This is a genomic window from Thalassiella azotivora (assembly GCF_054781695.1).
The window spans coordinates 1-20,794 of the sequence record NZ_BAAGTX010000023.1 but is presented as its reverse complement, the minus strand read 5'-3'; the positions used below and the strand labels follow the sequence as shown (position 1 = coordinate 20,794).

19 protein-coding genes are annotated in these 20,794 nt (G+C 76.2%); 8 read left to right on the top strand and 11 right to left on the bottom strand.

The genetic code is table 11. The features are described from left to right. Positions 1-264: 264 nt before the first annotated feature. From ACYVQV_RS15465 to ACYVQV_RS15435, 7 genes are all read right to left on the bottom strand, one after another. Entirely contained in the window at positions 265-1,170 is a 906-nt protein-coding gene (locus tag ACYVQV_RS15465) for a shikimate dehydrogenase (protein ID WP_461024209.1), read from the bottom strand. Next, positions 1,167-2,282, bottom strand: coding sequence for an endolytic transglycosylase MltG (mltG, locus tag ACYVQV_RS15460; protein WP_461024208.1), 1,116 nt, complete (start codon positions 2,280-2,282; stop codon positions 1,167-1,169). The genes ACYVQV_RS15465 and mltG overlap by 4 nt, the downstream gene beginning before the upstream one ends. After that, entirely contained in the window at positions 2,279-2,851 is a 573-nt protein-coding gene (ruvX, locus tag ACYVQV_RS15455; RefSeq protein ID WP_461024207.1) for a Holliday junction resolvase RuvX, read from the bottom strand. The genes mltG and ruvX overlap by 4 nt, the downstream gene beginning before the upstream one ends. 10 nt (positions 2,852-2,861) lie before the next feature. Then, on the bottom strand, positions 2,862-5,558 hold the full coding sequence (alaS, locus tag ACYVQV_RS15450; RefSeq protein WP_461024206.1) for an alanine--tRNA ligase: 2,697 nt from the start codon (positions 5,556-5,558) through the stop codon (positions 2,862-2,864). 110 nt (positions 5,559-5,668) lie between these two features. Then, positions 5,669-5,935 (bottom strand): DUF6167 family protein, encoded by a 267-nt coding sequence (locus tag ACYVQV_RS15445; protein ID WP_461024205.1) that lies wholly within the window; start codon positions 5,933-5,935, stop codon positions 5,669-5,671. A gap of 1 nt (position 5,936) precedes the next feature. Beyond that, on the bottom strand, positions 5,937-6,314 hold the full coding sequence (locus ACYVQV_RS15440) for a DUF948 domain-containing protein (protein WP_461024204.1): 378 nt from the start codon (positions 6,312-6,314) through the stop codon (positions 5,937-5,939). A gap of 39 nt (positions 6,315-6,353) precedes the next feature. Further along, a complete protein-coding gene (locus ACYVQV_RS15435; protein WP_461024203.1) occupies positions 6,354-6,521 on the bottom strand; it encodes a hypothetical protein in 168 nt (55 codons plus the stop codon). 56 nt (positions 6,522-6,577) lie between these two features. Between ACYVQV_RS15435 and ACYVQV_RS15430 the strand changes: the two genes are divergently transcribed. Beyond that, positions 6,578-7,363, top strand: coding sequence for a DUF2470 domain-containing protein (locus ACYVQV_RS15430; RefSeq protein ID WP_461024202.1), 786 nt, complete (start codon positions 6,578-6,580; stop codon positions 7,361-7,363). Positions 7,364-7,389: 26 nt separating this feature from the next. Here ACYVQV_RS15430 and ACYVQV_RS15425 read toward each other — a convergent pair whose 3' ends face one another. Beyond that, on the bottom strand, positions 7,390-8,799 hold the full coding sequence (locus ACYVQV_RS15425) for a replication-associated recombination protein A (RefSeq protein WP_461024201.1): 1,410 nt from the start codon (positions 8,797-8,799) through the stop codon (positions 7,390-7,392). A 72-nt stretch (positions 8,800-8,871) separates the two neighbouring features. Here ACYVQV_RS15425 and ACYVQV_RS15420 point away from each other — a divergent pair, with 72 nt between their 5' ends. Then, the gene (locus ACYVQV_RS15420) at positions 8,872-11,055 is read left to right on the top strand and encodes an MMPL family transporter (RefSeq protein ID WP_461024200.1); all 2,184 of its coding nucleotides are present in this window, start codon (positions 8,872-8,874) and stop codon (positions 11,053-11,055) included. Here the strand turns inward: ACYVQV_RS15420 and ACYVQV_RS15415 are convergent. Continuing rightward, positions 11,052-12,095, bottom strand: coding sequence for a helix-turn-helix transcriptional regulator (locus ACYVQV_RS15415; RefSeq protein ID WP_461024199.1), 1,044 nt, complete (start codon positions 12,093-12,095; stop codon positions 11,052-11,054). The genes ACYVQV_RS15420 and ACYVQV_RS15415 overlap by 4 nt on opposite strands. 137 nt (positions 12,096-12,232) lie before the next feature. Between ACYVQV_RS15415 and ACYVQV_RS15410 the strand changes: the two genes are divergently transcribed. From ACYVQV_RS15410 to ACYVQV_RS15385, 6 genes are all read left to right on the top strand, one after another. Then, positions 12,233-12,373, top strand: coding sequence for a hypothetical protein (locus ACYVQV_RS15410; protein WP_461024198.1), 141 nt, complete (start codon positions 12,233-12,235; stop codon positions 12,371-12,373). Between the two features lie 238 nt (positions 12,374-12,611). Next, positions 12,612-13,181 carry a M23 family metallopeptidase gene (locus ACYVQV_RS15405; protein WP_461024197.1) on the top strand — a complete coding sequence of 190 codons (570 nt, stop codon included), beginning with the start codon at positions 12,612-12,614 and terminating at the stop codon, positions 13,179-13,181. Next, positions 13,175-13,390, top strand: a complete 216-nt coding sequence (locus ACYVQV_RS15400; RefSeq protein WP_461024196.1) for a hypothetical protein — start codon at positions 13,175-13,177, stop codon at positions 13,388-13,390. The genes ACYVQV_RS15405 and ACYVQV_RS15400 overlap by 7 nt, the downstream gene beginning before the upstream one ends. A gap of 1 nt (position 13,391) precedes the next feature. Continuing rightward, positions 13,392-13,964, top strand: a complete 573-nt coding sequence (locus ACYVQV_RS15395) for a peptidoglycan recognition protein family protein (protein WP_461024195.1) — start codon at positions 13,392-13,394, stop codon at positions 13,962-13,964. Positions 13,965-14,022: 58 nt separating this feature from the next. Beyond that, positions 14,023-15,414 carry a sigma 54-interacting transcriptional regulator gene (locus ACYVQV_RS15390; protein WP_461024194.1) on the top strand — a complete coding sequence of 464 codons (1,392 nt, stop codon included), beginning with the start codon at positions 14,023-14,025 and terminating at the stop codon, positions 15,412-15,414. Positions 15,415-15,459: 45 nt separating this feature from the next. After that, complete coding sequence (locus ACYVQV_RS15385; RefSeq protein WP_461024193.1) at positions 15,460-17,493, top strand: hypothetical protein; 2,034 nt, start codon at positions 15,460-15,462, stop codon at positions 17,491-17,493. 131 nt (positions 17,494-17,624) lie between these two features. Here the strand turns inward: ACYVQV_RS15385 and ACYVQV_RS15380 are convergent, their stop codons facing one another. Next, a complete protein-coding gene (locus tag ACYVQV_RS15380) occupies positions 17,625-19,316 on the bottom strand; it encodes an ABC-F family ATP-binding cassette domain-containing protein (RefSeq protein WP_461024192.1) in 1,692 nt (563 codons plus the stop codon). 119 nt (positions 19,317-19,435) lie between these two features. Beyond that, on the bottom strand, positions 19,436-20,734 hold the full coding sequence (gene selA / locus ACYVQV_RS15375; RefSeq protein ID WP_461024191.1) for an L-seryl-tRNA(Sec) selenium transferase: 1,299 nt from the start codon (positions 20,732-20,734) through the stop codon (positions 19,436-19,438). Between the last annotated feature and the right edge of the window lie 60 nt (positions 20,735-20,794).

Below are 20,794 nucleotides of genomic sequence, written 5' to 3'. Positions count from 1 at the left end.
TCACGAGTCCCCCGTCCCGCGGCCGGGGCGGGCTGTGCTCCTCACCATGGACCTCTCATCGGCTCGTGGTGGTCCGGACTTGACCACCGTCTGCCGGGCGCGAGGTGCCGGTGCGCGCCCCCGACCGGCGCCCCACTCCGGGCGACCTCCCATCGGCGGGCGCGGCCGGTTCGTGAGCGGTTCCGCGGTCCCGCGTGCCGGGACGCCGGGTGCCGGGACGCCGGGTGCCGGGACGCCGGGTGCCAAGACGCCGGGTGACCGCCGTCAGCCGGCGGAGCGGGCGGCGGCCGCCTCGTGCAGCGCCTCGCGCATGGCGCCGACGGGTGCCGGGCGGCCGGTCATCAGGGTGACCTGGGCCGCCGCCTGGTGGAGCAGCATCTCCGCGCCGTCCACGACCTCCCCGCGACGGGCGACCCAGGCCGTGGCCAGGCGCGTGGGCCACGGGTCGTAGACGACGTCCAGGAGCAGCGGACCGGAGGTCGGGGCCGTCCCCCGGGCCAGGTCGTCGGCGAGGGCGTCCGCGGCACCGGCGGGCACGGTGGAGACCACCACGTCGGCCGACAGCGCCTCCCAGGCGTCCTCCCACGGCGAGACGGTGGCCTGGACGCCGAGCCGCTCCGCGGCCTCCCGCAGCTTGCGCGAGCGCCCGCGGGAGCGGACGTAGACCGTCGGGGTGCGGCACCCCAGCTCGGCCAGCGCGGCGACGGCGGAGACGGCGGTGGCCCCGCCGCCGAGCACGCAGCCCCAGGACACCCGGTCCGCGCCGGCGTCCCGCAGCGCGGCCGCGACGCCGTGCACGTCGGTGTTGTCGCCGCGGCGGCGCCCCCCGTGCAGGAGGACGGTGTTGACGACCCCAGTGGCCTCGGCGACGGGCGACAGCTCGTCGCACAGCGGCAGGACCCGGCGCTTGAGCGGCATCGTGACGGACAGCCCCGCCCACGTGTCGTCCAGCCCGTCGAGGTGGGCGGCGAGGTCGTCCTCGGTGACGTCGACCGCCTCGTACGTCCAGTCCGCGAGCCCGAGCGCGCGGTAGGCCGCCGTGTGCAGCGCCGGGGACAGCGAGTGCGACACGGGGTGGCCCAGCACCGCGGCGCGGTGCCGTGGGTTCCCGGTCGCCTCCTCGTCGGCGGGGGGCCCGTCGGCCCGGCCCGCCGTGGCTGCGTCGCTCACCCGTTCTCCCGCAGCCACTGGCGGAACAGCTCGACGTTCTCGGCGTGCCCTGCCTCGGTCTCGGCGAAGCGGGTCTCCCCCGTGCCGGGGTCGACGGTGACGAAGAACAGCCAGGGACCGGGCTCGGGGTTCAGCGCGGCCGTCAGGGCCGCCTCGCCGGGTGAGTTGATGGGTCCGGGTGGCATCCCCGCGTACAGGTACGTGTTGTACGGCGAGTCGGTCGCGCGGTCCTCGGCGGTGGTGGTGATCCCGCCCTTGCCGGTCGCGAAGTTCACCGTGGAGTCCATCTGCAGCTTCATGCCGCGGGCGAGCCGGTTGTCGATGACGGTGGAGATGCGCGCCATGTCCTCGGGCGTGCGGCCCTCCGCCTCGATGATGCTGGCCTTGACGAGGACCTCCCGCTGGCGGTCGGCGGGCACCCCGACGGTGCGCATCGCCTCGCCGTGGCGCGCCACCATCGCGGCCAGGACCTCGACGGGGGTGACGTCGGGGTCGAACTCGTAGGTCGCCGGGAAGAGGTACCCCTCGGGGTCGCCACCGGCCTCGGCGGGCAGGCCCACCGCCGGGTCGGCGGCCGCCTGCCGCAGCTGGTCGGCGCTGAACCCCGTGGCGGCCGTGATCTGCTCGAACGTCTCGTCCACGTCCAGGCCCTCGGGCACCTGCACCCGCACGGAGACCTTGGACGCAGGGTCCAGGAGGAGCTGGAGCGCGTCGGCGGCGGCCATCTCCTGGCGCAGCAGGTACGTCCCGGGCTGGATGCTGCCGGCACGGGGCTCGTCGCGGGCGGCGTCGACGAAGGCGTCCGCGGTGAGCACCACGCCCGCCTCGGCGAGCGTGCGGCCGATCGCTCGACCGGAGTCACCCGCCTGGACCTGGACCTGCGCCTCGCCCGTGCCCGGTCCGGGGTAGTCCTTGGGTGCGGTCCACTCCTCCACCAGCGGCCGCACGAACCCCACGACCACCCACGCGGCCGCGGCGAACAGGACGGCGCACACGGCCAGGACGGTGACCGTGCGCCGGCGACGCGTGCGCCGGCGACGCCGGCGCTGGCGCTCCTCCTCGCGACGGCTGCCCCGGCTCCCGGGCAGCTCGGACAGCGACAGCTCCGTCATCCGTGCCGGTCCTCCTGTGCTGGGTCCTCGACCGGAGGTCCCGGCCGCGGGCCGGGGTCGACGGGCGACCCCGGTGGCCGCCCCGACGCCTTCTCGGCGTCGACGGCGGTCTGCAGCACCAGCACGGCGGCGACCTGGTCGACCACCGGACGGTGCCTGCGTCCCCCGACCCCCGCGTCGTGCAGCACCCGGTGGGCGCCGACCGTGCTGAGGCGCTCGTCGACGAGGCGCACCGGCACCGGTGCGACACGCCGCGCGAGCCGCACAGCGTAGTCACGGGCGGCCTGCGCCGCTGCCCCCTCCTGCCCGCTGAGGGAGCGGGGCAGGCCCACGACCACCTCGACGGCGTCCCGCTCGGCCACCACGTCGGCCAGCTCGGCCAGGTCGCGGCCGCGCCGGGCGTCGCGGCGCAACGTCGCCACCGGGGAGCACAGCAGCCCGTCGGGGTCGCAGGCGGCGACGCCGACCCGCACGGAGCCGACGTCCACGGCCACGCGTGCGCCCCGGCGCCAACCGGCCGGGGTCCCGGCCGCGGGGCTCCCCTGGTCGCCGTCCACGCTGCGCGTCATGAGCCCGCCCTCACCGGGAGGTGACGGCCTGCCCCACCGCGTGCTCGACCTGCGCCAGCGCGTCGGCGACCTTCGCGGGGTCGCTGCCCCCGCCCTGCGCGACGTCGTCCTTGCCCCCGCCACCGCCTCCGAGGACGCCGGCGGCGACCTTGACGAGCGCGCCCGCCTTGACACCCCAGCGACGGGCCTCCTCGTTGGTCGCGACGACGACGGCGGGGCGCTCCTTGGCCACCCCGGCGACCGCGACCACGACCGGCCGGTCACCGCCGAGGCGCCCCCGCACGTCCAGGGCGAGCGTGCGCAGGTCGTCGCCGCCGGACACGGCGCCGGCGTCGTGGCCGACGAAGGAGACGCCGAAGACGTCCCGGGCACCGGAGGCCAGGCCCCCCGCGGCAGCCAGCAGCCGCTCGGTGCGCGCCCGGGCGATCTCGCGGTCGGCGTCCTTGAGCTGGGCGACCAGGCCCGCCACCCGGTCGGTGAGCTCCTCGGGCCGGACCTTGAGCATCGTCGTGAGCTGCCCGACGAGGGCGTGCTCGCGGGCGAGGAAGTCGTAGGCGTCGGTGCCGACGAGGGCCTCGACGCGCCGCACGCCGGACCCGATGGAGGACTCCCCGAGCAGCTTGACCAGGCCGAGCTGGCCGGAGCGCTGGGCGTGGGTGCCTCCGCACAGCTCCCTGGCCCAGTCCCCGACGGACACGACCCGCACCTCGTCGCCGTACTTCTCGCCGAACAGCGCCATCGCGCCGACGTCGAGCGCCTGCTGCTGGGTCATCACCTCGGCGTGGACCTCGAGGTCGTCGGCGAGCAGCGCGTTCACCCGGTGCTCGACCTCGTCCAGCACGGACGGCGGCACGGCCGCGTTGGCGCTGAAGTCGAACCGGAACCGGCCGGGCGCGTTCTCCGACCCGGCCTGGGTGGCGGTGTCGCCGAGGGCCTCGCGGATCGCCTTGTGCACCATGTGCGTGGCGGTGTGGGCCCGGCTGATCGCCTTGCGCCGGTCCGTGTCGACGAGGGACTGCACGGGGGCGCCGACGGTGACCTCGCCGCTGACGACGCGGGCGCGGTGCACGATGAGACCGGTGATGGGCGACTGGACGTCCTCGACCTCGACGAGGGCCTCGGTGCCGTTCGCCCGCACGAGGACGCGGCCGGCGTCGGCGAGCTGCCCGCCACCCTCGGCGTAGAAGGGGGTGCGGTCCAGGACGAGCTCGACGTCGTCACCCGCGCGGGCCGCGGGCACCGCCACGCCGTCGACGAGCAGCCCCGCCACGGAGCCCTCGGAGGCGAACTCCCGGTACCCGGTGAACTCGACGGGCCGCCCGAGGCCGTCGGCGACACCGCGGTAGGCGCTGGTGTCGGCGCGACCGGTCCTCTTGGCGCGGGCGTCGGCCTTGGCGCGCTCGCGCTGCTGGGTCATCAGCCGGCGGAAGCCCTCGGCGTCGACCTGCACGCCCTGCTCGGCCGCCATCTCCAGGGTCAGGTCGATGGGGAAGCCGTAGGTGTCGTGCAGCTGGAAGGCCTGCTCGCCGGTGAGCGCGGTCGCCCCCGACTGCTTGGCGCGGGTCACCGCGGTGTCGAGGATGGTCGTGCCGGCCGACAGGGTGCGGCGGAACGCCTCCTCCTCCGCGTACGCGATCTGGGAGATGCGGCCGAAGTCGGTCTCCAGCTCGGGGTAGGAGGCCTTCATCCGGTCCCGGGACACGGGCAGCAGCTCGGGCAGGGTCGGCGCGTCGACGCCGAGCAGCCGCATCGAGCGGACGGCGCGTCGCAGCAGCCGTCGCAGCACGTACCCGCGGGCGTCGTTGGACGGGGTCACCCCGTCGCCGATGAGCATCAGCGCGCTGCGGACGTGGTCGGCGACGACCCGCAGCCGGACGTCGTCCTCGTGCCCGCCGGGTGCGCCGTAGCGCCGGCCGGACAGCTCCGAGGCCCGCTCGATGACCGGGTAGACCTCGTCGATCTCGTAGAGGTTGTCGACGCCCTGGAGCAGGTAGGCGACGCGCTCGAGGCCCATCCCGGTGTCGATGTTCTGCTTCGGCAGGGGCTGGACGACCCGGAAGTCCTCCTTGGACCGGACGTCCGCCAGCTCGTACTGCATGAAGACGAGGTTCCAGATCTCCAGGAACCGGTCCTCGTCGACGACGGGCCCGCCGTCCCGGCCGTGCTCGGGGCCCCGGTCGACGTAGATCTCGCTGCACGGACCGCCCGGGCCGGGCTGGCCGGTGTGCCAGTAGTTGTCCTTCTTGCCCCGCCGCTGGATGCGCTGGTCGGGCAGCCCCGCGATCCGGCGCCACAGCGCGGCGGCCTCGTCGTCGTCCTCGTAGACGGTGACCCAGATCCTGTCGGGGTCGAAGCCGTACCCGCCGTGGTGCTGCTCGGTGGTGACGAGCTCCCAGGCGTACTCGATCGCCCCGGCCTTGAAGTAGTCGCCGAACGAGAAGTTGCCGTTCATCTGGAAGAACGTGCCGTGCCGCGTGGTCTTGCCGACCTCCTCGATGTCGAGGGTGCGCACGCACTTCTGCACGCTGGTGGCCCGCGCCCACGGCGGGGTCTCCTGCCCGGTGAGGTACGGGATGAACGGCACCATGCCGGCGACGGTGAACAGCAGCGTCGGGTCGGGCGAGATGAGGGACGCGCTCGGGACGACGGTGTGCCCCTTGCCCTCGAAGTACGTCAGCCAGCGGCGGCGGATCTCCGCGGTCTCCATGGCGTGATTCTCCCTGGTGGGGACGGGGCGGACCGCACGGGGCCCGGTGGGCGCGGCTCCGACCGCCCACCCGGACCCGGCGGGCCGGGTGGACGGTCGGGGCGGTTCGGTCAGTCGCGGGTGGGGTTCTCGATCAGGCGCCGGGCCTCCTCGGGGTCGACGACCCCGGCGTCCACCCCGAGCGCCACGCGGAGCTCCTCCTCGCGCTGCTCCATGCCCTCGCGGACGGCGTCGGCGAACTCGCGCAGGCCGTCGCCGAGCGAGGCGAGCCCCGAGGCCACGCCCTCCGGCGTGTAGGCCTGGGCGGTCTGCGTCACCTTGCGGACGACGAGGACGCCGGCGGCTGCGCCCAGGGCGATCCAGAAGAGGCGGCCCACGTCATCGCCTCCCGCGGACGCGGCCGGCACCGGCGCGACGGCCCTGCATGGCCTGGCGGACACCGAAGGTGAAGGCGGCGACCTTGACCACCGGCGACCCGAGGGTGGCGGCGAACAGCGCGGTCAGCGCGCTGACGTTCGTGGCGACCTGGGCGGCGTTCGTCGTGATGGTGTCGACCTTGACCAGCTGCTCGTTGGTGTGGCTGACCGTCGTGGTGACCTCGGTGAGGAGGGGGTGGGTGTCGTCGGCGATCCGCCGGATCGTCTCCGTCGTCGTGTCGACCGTCCGGCCCAGCTTCCACAGCGGTCGTGCCAGGAACCCGACGAGCGCGACGAACGCGATCGCGGCGATGAGGCCGGCGACGTCTCCGAGATCCATCAGCCCTCACTTCGGTACCGGGTGCAGTGCTCGGTGACCCTACCGCGCGCAGGACCCCACCACCGTGGCGACGTCGCCGACGACCGGCACCTCCTGGCGCCCGGGCGCCCGCAGCACCTCGACGTGCCGTCCGTCCGGGAGCACGAGGCGGTGGACGACGGCCTGCCGCGCCAGGGCGCGCCCGGTACGGCAGCCGCTGGCGGTCATGGCGTCTCCCGCCGTGGGCGGTGACGGCACCGAGAGTTAGGTTAGCCTTACTTCACATGGGACCCGATGCGGCCGAGACGGTCGCCACGCTGCTGGCCGGGCAGGCCACCGCGACCGTGACCTCCCGCCCGACCGGTGCGCAGGTCGCGGCCGAGCCGGCCCTGGCACCGGACGGCACCCCCCTGCTCGTCGTCCGCGGCGGCGACCTCACCCGGCTGGGCCTGCACGTCGGCGAGGACGACGTCGCCGTGCGCGTCGACCTGACCTCCTGCGCGCCGCTCCCGGACCTCACGCTGCCGCGCGCCCACGCCGTCCTCGCCGGCTGGGCCACGCCGCGCCCGGTCAGCGAGATCGCCCGCTGGCTCGGGGCGCGCGCCGTCACCGGGGACCTCGCCGGGCTGCACCGCACCTGGCCCGACGCGCGGCTCCTCGCGCTCGACCCGGCGGAGGTGACCCTGCACTGGGCGCACGGGTGCACGGACGTCGACCCCGGCGACCTGGCGACGGCCGAACCCGACCCGCTGGCTCCGCGCGAGGGCGAGGCGCTGCAGCGCGTCCAGGCGGAGCACGGCGACGGGCTGCTCGGCCTCGTCCGCTCCACCGGCTCCGCGCGGCCCGCGACGGGCGACCGTCCCCTCGACGTCTCGGTCGCGGTCGCCGTCCGCGCCGTCGGCCTGGACCGGTGGGGGGTGACGCTGCGCTGCCTGCTCGCCCCCGGGCGCGAGCGCTCGCTGCGGATGCCGTTCCCCGCGCCGGTGCGCTCGGTCGACGAGGCCGTCGCCACCCTCGGCCTGCTGCTGGCCCGGCACGAGTGCTGCCCCGTCGCCCGGGCGCGCGGCTGACCTCGACCGACCTGACCGGTCGCCCCTCAGCCGTCGAGGATCTGGCGCAACCGCTCCAGCCTCGCCGCGACGTCCCGCTCGAACCCCCGGTCCGTCGGCACGTAGTACCGGCGCCCGACCACCTCGTCCGGCGCGTACTGCTGGGCGGCGACCCCGTGCGGCTCGTCGTGCGCGTACCGGTAGCCCGCGCCGTGCCCGAGCTGGCGGGCCCCCGGGTAGTGCGCGTCGCGCAGGTGCGCCGGCACCTGCCCCACCCGGCCGGCCCGCACGTCCGCGAGGGCCGCGTCGACCGCGGTGTACGCGGCGTTGGACTTCGGCGCGGTCGCGACGTGCACGACGGCCTGAGCCAGGACGATCCGGGCCTCGGGCATCCCGATGAGCTGCACGGCCTGCGCCGCGGCCACCGCGGTCTGCAGGGCACTCGGGTCGGCCATCCCGACCTCCTCCGAGGCGGCGATGACCAGCCGGCGCGCGATGAACCGGGGGTCCTCGCCCGCCTCCACCATCCGGGCCAGGTAGTGCAGGGCCGCGTCGACGTCGGAGCCGCGCAGGGACTTGATGAACGCGCTGGCCACGTCGTAGTGCTGGTCGCCGTCCCGGTCGTAGCGGACGGCGGCGACGTCCAGAGCCCGCTCGGCGTGGGCGAGGGTGACCCGCACGGGCAGCTCACCACCGGCGTCCACCGCCGCGGCACCGGCGGCCGCCTCCAGGGCGGTCAACGCCCGGCGGGCGTCACCTCCCGCGAGGCGCACCAGGTGGTCCAGCGCCTCGTCGTCCGCGACCACCTCCCCCGCCAGCCCCCGCTCGTGCGCCATCGCCCGCTCGAGCACGGCGCGGACGTCGTCGGCCCCCAGCGCCCGCAGCGTCAGCACCAGGGAGCGCGACAGCAGCGGTGAGACCACGGAGAACGACGGGTTCTCCGTGGTGGCGGCCACGAGGACCACCAGGCCGTTCTCCACCCCGGGGAGCAGCGCGTCCTGCTGCGCCTTGGTGAAGCGGTGGATCTCGTCGAGGAACAGCACGGTCCGGCGCCGGTACAGGTCCCGGGTGTCACGCGCGCGCTCCATCACCTGGCGGACGTCCTTGACCCCCGCGGTGATCGCGCTCAGCTCGACGAACTCCGCGCCGGTCGCGCGGGAGACCACGTGCGCCAGCGTCGTCTTGCCCGTGCCGGGAGGGCCCCAGAGGACCACCGACGACGGGCCCGCCCGCCGGACCCGTCCCTGCGCCGGCCCGCCGGACAGCCCCTCGACCAGCCGGCGCAGCGGCGAGCCCGCCACCAGCAGGTGCTGCTGGCCGGCGACCTCGTCCAGGGTCCGGGGCCGCATCCGCACCGCCAGCGGCGCGGCGGAGGGTGCGAGCGCGTCCCCGGCGGCGCCCGGGTCCAGGTCCGCGTCGGCGTCGGCGGAGAAGTCGGCGGAGAACAGGTCCGGCACCGCCTCAGGCTAACGGCGCCCGCCGACGGACCCGCGCCGCGCGTCCGGACCGCGGGTGGGACGCTGGACGCCGTGCTCGCCTCGCTCGGTCGCCGGATCGCCGACCACCCGCTGCTCGTCCTGCTGACCTGGGCGGCCCTCGTCACCGGCGGGGCGCTGGCGTCCACCGGCGTCGTCGGTGACGGCCTGTTCGACCGGCTGGAGCAGGGGGAGCCCAGCGTCCCCGGGGAGGCCTCGCAGGGCCGGGCGCTGCTCGAGGCGGCCGAGCAGGACGGGCCCTCGCTCACCCTGCTGCTCGACGGCGTCGCCCCGGACGACCCGGCGCTCGCCGCCCCGCTGCAGCGCGCCCGCGCCGACCTGACCGCCCGGGACGACGTCGCCTCCGTCGTCGACCCCACGGCGCTGCCGGCGGCCGACCCGCGGGCCGCCGCGCTCGTCGCCGAGGACGGCCGCGGCGTCCTCGTCACCGCCACGGTGGCGGGTGACCTCACCGCCGCCGAGCAGGACGCCGCGCTCGCGGCCGTCGAGGAGCGGCTCGACGAGCTGGGGGCGCAGGTGGAGGCGGCCGTCCCGGGAGCCGACGGCCAGGTCGGCGGGTTCACGATCGTGTTCGAGACGGTGACCCACCAGGTCGAGGCCGACCTGCGCACCGGTGAGGCCGTCGCGCTGCCGGTCAGCCTGCTCGTGATGGTCGTCGTCTTCGGCGGCTTCCTCGCCGCCGGGATGCCGGTGGTGGGCGCCCTGGCCTCGATCGTGGGGGCGCTGACGGCGCTGCTGGGGGCCTCGTACGTGCTCGACCTGGACGCCACCGTGGTGTCGGTGGTGTCGGTGCTCGGGCTCGGCCTGTGCATCGACTACGGGCTGCTCATGGCCAGCCGGTTCCGCGAGGAGCTGCGCGACCACCACGGCGCGAGCGTGCGGCACGCGCTGGCCGCGACCCTCGACACCGCAGGGCGGACGGTCCTGTACTCCGGCGTCACCGTCGCGATCAGCCTGTGCGGGCTGCTCGTCTTCACCGCGCCCATCCTGCGCGCCGTCGGCGCCGCAGGCGTCAGCGTCGTGGTGGTCGCCCTGCTCGTGGCACTCACGCTGGTGCCCGCGCTGATGGCCCTCGCCGGCCAGCGGATGGTGCGGCCCGGGGTGGCCGCCCGCGTCCCCGGCCTGCGCTCCCTCGTGCGACGGCTCGGGGACGTCCCACCGGCCGAGGGCGTCTTCTCCCGGCTCGCCCGCGGGGTGCAGCGCCACCCGTGGCTGGTCGCCGTCGGCGTCGTCGCGGTGCTCGCCGGCGCCGCCAGCCCCGTCGCGTCGATGCAGCTGCGCAGCTCGGGGGTCGAGCTGCTGCCCGTGGACGCGCCGGACCGGCAGTTCTTCGACCGACTCGACGAGCGCTTCCCCCTGACCTCCTCCCCCGACCTGCAGGTCGTCGGCCGCGCTGGCCCGGACGCGATGGGCGAGGTGGCCGAGCTGGCCGCCGGCCTCGACGGCGTCGAGCGGGTCGACCCGCCCCGTCCCGTGGACGCCGAGCACTCCGTGGTCGGCGTCCACGTCCTCGGGGACCCGGCCGGCGAGTCGGCGCGCGACGTCGTCGACCGGCTGCGGGACGCCGACCCCGGGTACCGGACCTGGGTGACCGGCTCGACGGCCGGGCTGGTCGACTTCACGCGGGCCACCGCGGAGCGCGCGCCGGCCGCCGTCGGCCTCGTCGTCCTGGCCACGTTCGTCCTGCTGTTCCTCATGACCGGCTCCGTGCTCGTCCCCCTCAAGGCGCTCGTGATGAACGTCGCGTCGCTCGGCGCCTCGCTCGGGGTGCTCGTCTGGGTCTTCCAGCAGGGGCACCTCGAGGGCGTCCTGGGCTTCACCTCCGAGGGCGGCATCGAGACCGTCATCCCGCCGCTGGTGCTGGCCTTCGGCTTCGGCCTGGCGATGGACTACGAGGTGTTCCTGCTCGCGCGGATCAAGGAGTACCGCGACGCCGGCCTGCCCAGTGAGGAGGCCGTGGTGGCGGGGCTGCAACGGTCAGGTCGGATCATCACGTCCGCCGCCCTGATCATCGTGGTGGTCTTCACCGGCTTCGTGGCCGGTGAGCTGCTCGTCATCAAGCAGACCGGCGTCGCGTTGGCCGTGGCGGTGGCCGTGGACGCCACCCTCGTGCGCATGCTCCTCGTGCCCGCCACGATGACGCTGCTCGGTGAGTGGAACTGGTGGGCGCCGGGGCCGCTGCGCCGCCTGCACGACCGGATCGGCGTCCGGCACTAGGTGCCGTTGCCGTCGAACCACCCGCGCCGCTGCGCCAGGACGCCGGCCTCGAACCTGCTGTCCGCGCCCAGCACCCGCATCCCCTCGGCGACCAGGCGCCGGACCGTGCGCACGGACGTGTCCAGCCGCCGGGCGACGCTGTCGTCCTTGAGCCCCTGGGCGAGGAGACGGAAGACCTCGCGCACCCGCGCCCCGTCCGCGGCGTCCTCGCCACCGGCGGCCGGCTCGTCCGTCGGCAGCTCCACCGGGACCCCGGCGGCCCACAGGTCGGCGAGCAGGAGCCGGACGGGGTGCAGCAGCCCGTTGTCCCGGACCACCCAGGCGCCCACCCGCACGGACGCCGGGTCGCACGGCAGGACCGCGCAGGCGTCGTCGACCAGGACGCACTGCAGCGGCGGCCGCGGGTGGACCCGCACTCGCGCCCCGTGCCGCACGCGCTCGGTCAGCAACCCGAGGACCTCGGCGTCCGACCCGACGGCGGCGGGGACCACGGTGCGGATCTCCACACCGCGCCGCATCGCCAGGCGGTCGGCGTCCAGGCTGTCGCGGACGCCGGCAGCGGCAGGGACCCGCGGCAGCACGGTCAGGACGCTGCTCACCGCCGTCTCGGCCATCCGGCGGACCAGCGCCTGGACGGCCTCCACGCCCTCGAGCAGCTCGACGCCCGACGTCACCTCGCGCCGGAACCGCTCCAGGTAGGCGTCGAGGACCTCCCCGACGTTCTCCCGGGACTCCTCCAGGAGCCGGGCGGCCTGCGCCAGCTCGTCCTGGCGACGGGAGATGAGGGCGTCGATGGCGCTGTGGGGCGGTGCGACGACGAACCCCGACGGCTCCACGGCACCCAGGCCGAGCCGCTCGAGCTCGTCGACGGCCCTGCCGACGTCCTCGGCCTGCAACCCGGTCGCCGCCGACAGCTGCTCCGGCGGGGTGTCCGGCCGCGAGAGGGCGGCGGCGTAGACAACCGCGGCCTCGGCGCCCAGGCCGAGCCGCTCGAGCACCGAGGCGTCCGCGTCGCCCGTCCGGTCCGGCGCTCCGACCACCGCCCACTCCCCCTCGCTGCAGCAACCTGCCAGGCACGATCCTGCCACTGCGACGCGTACCCGTGCGTGTCCCGTGCGGTCACCCTAGGTCACGACGCGGTCCCGGAGGCGGGACCACCGGTGAACAGAGGAGTCCCATGCGCGCTCTCGTGGCAGCCACCGTCCTGGTCGTGGCCGCTCTCGTCCCGGCCCAGGCCGCGGCCGCCCAGCCGGTCAACGACCTGCAGTGCGGCTTCTGCTGGGACACCGGGATCGGGCCGCGGGTGGTGCCGGGCTGACCCGACCGCAGCAGACCCACGGGCCCGAGGGGCACCCCCGCACGGGGGTGCCCCTCGTCGCGTCGTCGGCCGTCCCGGACCGCCGGCAGCACCGGCGGCACCGGCCGCTGACAGGTCCGTGCCGTGCACCGACCTGCCGACCACGGCACCTGGGCAGGCGGCCGGGTCCCCGGCTCAATGGTCACCGGGCCCGAAGGGGCCTCGAGTCACAGACCTCACGCACGTCAGGAGACAACGCATGAGCACGAGGAGAGTTCTCGCCACCGTCGCCACGGCGGTCCTCGTCGGCGCCGGGGGAACCGTCGCCGCCGCCCCCGCCCAGGCCGCCGACAAGCCCGGGTTCCAGGTCCCGTTCATCTGCGGGCAGACGTGGCGCGGGGAGACCCGCCCGGACCACAGCCCGCGCTGGTCGATCGACTTCAACCACTACTCCGCCTCCGGGGCGCGCGACGACCTGGGTCGCCGTGTCGTCGCCAGCGCCGGCGGGACGGTCGTGAAGGTCGTCACCGGCCTCGAGCGGTCCTACGGCAACCACATCGTGATCCGGCACTCCGGCGGCTACCGGACCCTCTACGCGCACCTCAAGGACGGCAGCATCCAGGTCCGCGAGGGGCAGTCTGTGCGCAAGGGGCAGGTCATCGGCCGGGTCGGCGCATCCGGTCTCGGCAGCGTGAGCTCCGCGCACCTGCACTACGAGCAGCAGGACTCGGGCGGCAACGACATCCCGATCGTCTTCTACCGCAACCGGCCGGCGTCCTACGACCCGTACCGGGACGTCGTCCGCGACTACCGGTCCCCGGCGTGCTGACCGGGCGCGAGGGCCGCGAGCCCGACGAGGTCCCCGACGGCCTGACCCGACGCCGGACCCTCGGGCTCGGCGTGGCCGCCGCCCTGGCCGGCGCCGGCGTCCTGGCCACCGGGACGGCGCACGCCGCGCCCGCCACCACGGCCCCCCGCACCACCGAGGGCACGCGCCCCGGTGAGCCGGAGTGCCTGGCCGACCTGATGGAGGGCTGACGTGGCCGAGATCGAGTGGCTCGCACGCCGACTGCGCAACGCCGGGCTGGACGTGCGCACCGTCGACGGTTGGAAGGACCGCGGACGACCGCCGTCCACCGGCACCTTCAACCCCCGCGGTGTCCTCCTGCACCACACCGCCGCGGGCCTGGCCACCACGTCGAACCCCCACCCGGCGCGGTGGACGGTCATCAACGGCCGCAGCGACCTGCCCGGCCCGCTGTGCCACGTCCTGGTCGACTTCAACGGCGTCTGCCACGTCATCGCGGCGGGCCGCGCCAACCACGCCGGCTGGGCGCGGGCCAGCGGCCCGCTGCCCGAGGGCGACGGCAACAGCCTGTACGTGGGCATCGAGATCGACTACGACCCCCGCGTGCAGGCCGCGAGCCCGGCGCAGAAGCAGGCGTCGCTCAAGGCCGCTGCGGCGATCGTGACCAGGCTCGGGCACGGCCGCCGGTACGTGCGCGCCCACAAGGAGACGAGCGTCACCGGCAAGATCGACCCCGACCGGTACATGCCGATGTCCGAGGCGCGTGAGCGGATCGGCAACATCATCCAGCGCAACGGCTGGTGAGCCCGTCGGCCCGGGCCGCCCCTGTCCGGGGCGGCCCGGGCCGACGTAGCGTGACCGGGTGAGCGAGCCGACCCGCCCCAGCACCCTCGGCGGCCTGCGGGCCGCCGGCCACGTCCACCGCAGCGTCCGCACCGAGCTGCGGCAGAACGTCGTCCGGCGGATGCGCGAGGGCCGGCCGCGGTTCCCCGGCGTCGTCGGCTTCGACGACACGGTCCTGCCCCGGCTCGAGCGGTCGCTGCTCGCCGGGCACGACGTCGTCCTGCTCGGGGAACGCGGCCAGGGCAAGACCCGGCTGGCCCGCACCCTCGTCGGCCTGCTGGACGAGTGGGTCCCGGTCGTGACCGGGTGCGAGGTCAACGACCACCCGTACGCGCCCGTCTGCACCCGCTGCCGCCGGCTGGCGGCGCAGGCCGGCGACGACCTGCCGGTGGGCTGGCTGCACCGCGACCAGCGCTACGGGGAGAAGCTCGCCACGCCCGACACCGGGGTCGGCGACCTCATCGGGGACGTCGACCCCGTGCGGGTCGCCGAGGGGCGCACGCTCGGCGACCCGGAGACCATCCACTTCGGGCTGGTCCCCCGCACCAACCGCGGCGTGTTCGTCGTCAACGAGCTGCCCGACCTCGCCGAGCGGATCCAGGTCGCCCTGCTCAACGTGCTCGAGGAGCGGGACATCCAGGTCCGCGGGTACCAGTTGCGGCTGCCGCTGGACCTGCTGCTCGTGGCCACCGCCAACCCGGAGGACTACACCAACCGGGGGCGCATCATCACCCCGCTGAAGGACCGGTTCGGGGCGGAGATCCGCACCCACTACCCCCTCGACGTCGACCACGAGGTGGCGCTCGTACGGCAGGAGGCCCGCCTCGTCGCGGACGTCCCCGACGTCCTGCTCGAGGTGGTGGCGCGGTTCACCCGGGCCGTGCGCGAGTCACCCGCGGTCGACCAGAGGTCCGGGGTCTCCGCCCGCTTCGCGGTCGCCGCCGCGGAGTCGCTGGCAGCCGCGGCGCTGCGGCGCTCCGCGCTGTCCGGGGACGGCGAGGCGGTGGCGCGGGTCGGTGACCTGGAGACCGTCGCGCCGACCCTGCGGGGGAAGGTCGAGTTCGAGCACGGTGAGGAGGGCCGCGAGGACGAGGTCCTCGTCCACCTGGCGCGGCTCGCCGTCGCCGAGACGTTCCGCCGCCGCACCGCCGGTCTGGACCTGTCCGGGTTCACCACGCTCGTCGCGGACGGGGGCACCGTCGAGACCGGCGACCTGGTCCCGGCCGCCGACGTGCTCGCCCAGGTGGGCACGGTGCCGGGCCTGGCGAAGGCGCTCGACCGGCTGGGCCTGGGCGACGCCCCGTCGGCCGGTGACGCCGCCAGCGGCGTGGAGCTCGTCCTGGAGGGGCTGCACCTGACCCGCCGCCTGGGCAAGGAGGTGGTCGACGGTGGCCGCACCCTCTACGGCTGACGCCCCGCCGCGCCGGGCGGGGACGCGGTCGCCGCGGTGGACGCGGTGAGCCGCTGGGCGTACGGCGCCTGGCACGGCGGCGCCGACCCGCTCGCCGGCCCGCCCGACGTCCGGGCCGCCGTGGACGCGCTCGGCCGGGACGTGCTGGCGGGCCGCGGCGTCGCAGAGGCCCTGCGCGACCTGCTGCGCGACGGCGTCCCCGGCACCCGGGGACGCGGCACCCGCGACCTGGCCGCGGCGGTCGAGCGGCGCCGCCGCGACCTGCGCCGCTCCGGGGACCTCGCAGGGGTCCTGCGCGAGGTCCGGGAGCGCCTCGACCGTGCCCTGGACGCCGAACACGTCGCCCTGGCCGGCGACGACGACCCGTCGGCACGTCTCGAGGAAGCGGTGCTGGACTCGCTGCCCGACGACACCGCCGGCGCGGTGCGGGAGCTGGAGGACCGCGACTGGCGCAGCCCGCTGGCGCGCGAGGAGTACGAGGGCATCCGGCGGGTGCTGCGCGAGCAGGTCCTCGACCAGCAGCTCGCCGGGCTGCGACGGGCCCTCCAGGGAGGCGGCCAGCAGGGAGACGGCGGGCACGGAGGTGGCGAGCAGGGTGGCGCCGGCGGCGGTGGCGACCAGCAGGCGCTCAAGGACCTGCTGGCCGACCTCAACGCGCTGCTCGCGGCCCACGCCCGCGGCGAGGACACCACCGACGCGTTCCGCTCCCTCATGGACCGCTGGGGCCAGGCGTTCGGCGACCCGCCGCCCCGCGACGTCGACGAGCTGGTCGACGAGCTCGCGCGGCGGGCCGCCGCGGCGGAGCGGTTCCTGCGCTCGCTCACACCCCAGCAGCGGGACGAGCTCGCCCGGCTCGTCAGCGACGCCCTGGCCGACGTCGACCTCGCCGCGGAAACGACCGCGCTGCAGGAGAACCTGCGCGCCCTGCGGCCGGGGATCGACCGGGGCGCCCGCGAGCGCTTCACCGGCTCCCGGCCCCTGTCGTACGGCGAGGCGACCGCGGCCCTCGGGGAGCTCGCAGACCTCGACGACCTGGCCCGGTCGCTGGCGCAGGCCCACCCGGGTGCGTCCCTGGACGACGTGGACGTGGAGTCCGTCGAGCGCCAGCTCGGACCGGCGGCCGCCCGCGACGTCCGCGACCTGGCCGCCCTGGAGCGGGAGCTGCGGCGGCAGGGCTGGCTGACCGGACCCGCGGACGCGCTGACCCTGTCCCCCAAGGCGCTGCGACGCCTCGGCCGGTCGGCGCTCGCCGCCGTCTTCGCCCGCCTGCACGCGGTGGGTCGCGGCGGTCACGAGGACCGGACCGCCGGGGCGGCCGGGGAGCCGACCGGCGCCTGGCGCGCCTGGCGGTTCGGTGACGAGCAGCCGCTGGACGCCGTCCGGACCGTCTCGAACGCCGTGCTGCGCTCGGCGGCGTCGCGCCCCGTGGGCGACCCGTCCGGCGCCGTGCGGTTGGAGGTGGACGACTTCGCGGTCGTCGACACCGAGAGCCGCGCCGGGGCGGCCGTGGCCCTGTGCGTGGACCTGTCCTGGTCCATGTACGCCGAGGGCCGCTGGGCGGCGATGAAGCAGACCGCCCTGGCGCTGGACCACCTGATCACGACGCGGTACCCGCAGGACGCCCTGCAGGTCATCGGGTTCGGCCTGGACGCCGCCCCGCTGACCCGGCTGGAGCTGGCGACCGTGGAGCCCGCCGGGGTGCAGGGCACGAACCTGCAGCAGGCGCTGGCCCTGGCCCGCCGGCACCTCGCCCGGCACCCGGCGATGGCGCCGGTGGTCCTCGTCGTCACCGACGGCGAGCCCACCGCGCACCGCGAGGACGGCGAGCCGTCCTTCCACTGGCCGACGACCCCCGCGACGCTGCGCGCCACGCTGCGGGAGGTCGACGCGCTCACCCGCAGCCGGGTCCCGGTGAACACGTTCGTCCTCGGCGACGACCCGGGCCTGCGCCGGTTCGTCGACGCCGTCGCCCGGCGCAACGGGGGCCGGGTCCTCGCCCCGGACCCCGACCGGCTCGGCGAGTACGTGGTCGCCGACTACCTGTCCGCCCGCGCCGCCGCCGTCCGCCGCACCGGCTGAGGCCCCGGCCCTCCGCCCCGACCGCACTGATCGTCAGACCGTCCTGGGGGCTATCACCTCCAGGACGGTCTGACGATCAGTCAGCCGAGAGGAGCAGGGCTGCTGGGGAGGACGTCGCCGTCGGGCGGGGCTCAGGCGAGGGCGCGGACGTCGGCGACGTCGCCGTCCCAGGTGCGCCGGAACCACCGGTCGTGGCTGACCACGACGGTCGCCGCCGACCGCTGGCGCAGCGCCTCCTCGACCTCCTCGACCAGCGCGAGGGACAGGTGCTCCGTCGGCTCGTCGAGCAGCAGCACGTCGACGGGCTCCGCCAGCACCCGGGCGAGGGCGACGCGACGCTGCTGCCCCGCGGACAGGGCACCGACCGGCGTGCGCAGGTCGGCCGCCGCGAGCACCCCGACCGAGAGCAGCGCCTGCGCGTGCTCGTCCGGGTAGCCCGCCCGGCCGTCGGCGAACGCCTGCACGGCGGTCGCGGACGCGTCAGCCCACCGGAGCACCTGCGGCAGCAGGGCGACACGTGCACCGTCCACCCTGGTCACCCGCCCCCGCGCCGGGTCGAGGTGGCCGGCGAGCACGCTGAGCAGGGTCGACTTGCCGCTGCCGTTGGGGCCGGTGACGAGCAGGCGGGTGGCCGCCGTGACGTCCAGCTCCGCCACGGCGAGCCGCCCGTCGACGACGACGTCCCGCACCGCGACCAGCGGCCCCGCCGTCGCCGCCACCCCGTCCGGGGCCACCAGGGACCCGCCCCGGAACCTCAGCGGCTCAGGCGGCGCGGCGACCTCCTCCAGCCGGGCCAGCCGCTGGCGGGCGTCGTGGACCCGCCGGGCCACCCCCGCCTGCACCCGCTGCGCGAAGAACGCGGGGGCGAACGTGTCGTTGTCCCGCGGCGGACGGTCCTCGTGGCCGACGCGGTGCCCGGACGAACGGGCCAGGGCAGTGAGGCGCTCGCGCTCCTCGACGTTCTCCGCGTGGGCCCGCTCCCACCGAGCCCGCTCCGCGGCCTTCGCCGCGAGGTGGTCGCTGTACCGGCCCGTGTGCCGTGCGGGGACGCCGTCACGGGTGTCGTCCAGGTCCACGACGCAGGTCGCCACGTGCTCCAGCAGCACGCGGTCGTGGCTGGCCACGACGACGGCCCCCCGCCACCGGCCCAGCTGCCGCTCGAGGTGCGCGACGCCGTCGTCGTCCAGGTGCGTGGTGGGCTCGTCGAGGAGCAGGACGTCGGGACGGCGGACCAGCAGCGCCGCGAGCTGCAACCGCGCGACCTGCCCACCGGACAGCCGCGCCAACGGCGTCGACGCGTCGAGGCCGGCCACGCCGAGGGCCTGCAGCGACGCGCCCAGCCGGGCGGGGACCGTCCAGGCGTCCAGCCGGTCGAGGTCGTCGAGGACGCGCTGGTACGCGTCCAGGAGGGCCGCCTCACCGGCCTGCGCCGCGGCCCCCGCGGCGAGGGCCTCCGCCAGCTCCTCCATCCGGGCCGTCGCCGCGTCGACGTCCGCCGTCGCCTCGGCCAGGACGTCGGCGACGCACCGCCCCGGACCGGGCGCGACGTGCTGGGGCAGCAGCCCCACCCGGCCGTGGACGGCGACCCGGCCGGCGTCCGGGAGGTCGGCGCCCGCGGCGACGCGCAGCAGCGTCGACTTGCCGGCGCCGTTGCCACCGACGAGGCCGAGTCGCTCGCCGCCGTCCACGGTGAGGTCCACCGCGTCGAGGACGACCCGCGTCCCGTAGCGGCGGGTGACGCCGTCCAGCCTCAGCTGGACGCCGGGACGGCCGCGGGCGCTCCCGCGGGCTGGGGTCGTGGTGCGGGACGGGGCGTACGTCACGGTGCCTCCCGGGTGGTGGCTGGTCACCCGCCGGGCGGCTCCACGACGGTGGGCGCCTCGGGCGCGGGTGCGGTCACGCGGTCAGCCGAGCACGCCACCACGGTGCCCTGCGGTGGCGCTCAGTCGCAACGGGTTTGCGCGGCCGCCAGGACCGCCTCGACCAGCGTGGCGTCGTCCGAGGGATCCACGGCGAGGAGGTCCAGCAGGAGCCGGCCGCGCTCCACCCTGCCGACGACGGGCCGGCGGCCTGCGCGCAACGGCACCGCCAGCGCCGCGGGGAGGGCGACGGCGGTGCTCGGCAGCTCGACCTCGGGGGCGCCCCCGCCGCCGACGGCGGCGACGGACCCGACCACGTCCGCGGGCACCACGTCCCGGACCGCCGCGCACACGGCCCGCGCCCTGCGCCGCAGCCCCTCGACGTCCGCCGAGAGCGCCTGCGCGACCGGCGGTTCGGGGCCGGTGAGGGTCGCCTCGAGCGCGGCGAGCGTCAGCTTGTCGACGCGCAGGGCGCGCGCGAGCGGGTGCCGGCGCAGTCTCTCGACGAGGTCGGCGGCGCCGAGCAGCAGGCCGCACTGGGGACCGCCGAGCAGCTTGTCGCCGGAGGCGGTGACGAGGTCCGCCCCGGCCCGCAGCGCGCTGGCGGCGTCCGGCTCGTCGGGCAGCCGCGGGTGCGGCCGCAGCAGCCCGGACCCGATGTCGGCGACCACCGGGACGGGCAGCCCGCTCAGCTCCTCCACGCCGACGCTGGAGGTGAACCCTCGGACCACGAAGTTCGACGGGTGCACCTTGAGCACGAACGCGGTCGACTCGCCCAGGGCCGCCTCGTAGTCGGAGACGCGCACCCGGTTGGTCGTCCCCACCTCGCGCAGCCGGGCGCCGACCGACTCGACGAGCTCGGGGATCCGGAAGCCGTCCCCGATCTCCACCATCTCACCGCGGGCGACGAGGACCTCCCTGCCTTGCGCCAGCCCGCAGGCCACCAGCGCCAGGGCGGCGGCACCGTTGTTCACCACGTGTACGCCACCGGCGTCGGGGACGGCCGCCGCCAGGGCGTCCAGGGCGCCGCGCCCCCGGCGCCCGCGCTCGCCCGTGGCCAGGTCCAGCTCGACGTCCGTGGTGCCGGCGGCGACCGCCAGCGCCTCGACGGCGGCCGCCGACAGCGGCGCGCGCCCGAGGTTCGTGTGCACGACGACGCCGGTCGCGTTGACCACGCGTCGCAGTCCCGTCGCGGCCTCCGGCAGGCTCGCCAGGACGGTGGGGACGACGTCCGCGGGCGCGAGGTCACCGGTGCGGCAGCGTTCGAGGACGGTGAGGACGTGTCGCTTGACCAGGTCGTGCCCCAACCGGTCCACGGCTGCGGCGACGCGCTCGTCGCCCAGGACCCGGCCCGTCGCGGGTGTCGCGCGCCGGGGGTCCACGCTCCCAATCTAGGCGCCTGCCCGGGCCCGGCCGTGCCGCCGGTCGTAGCGTGCGGGCAT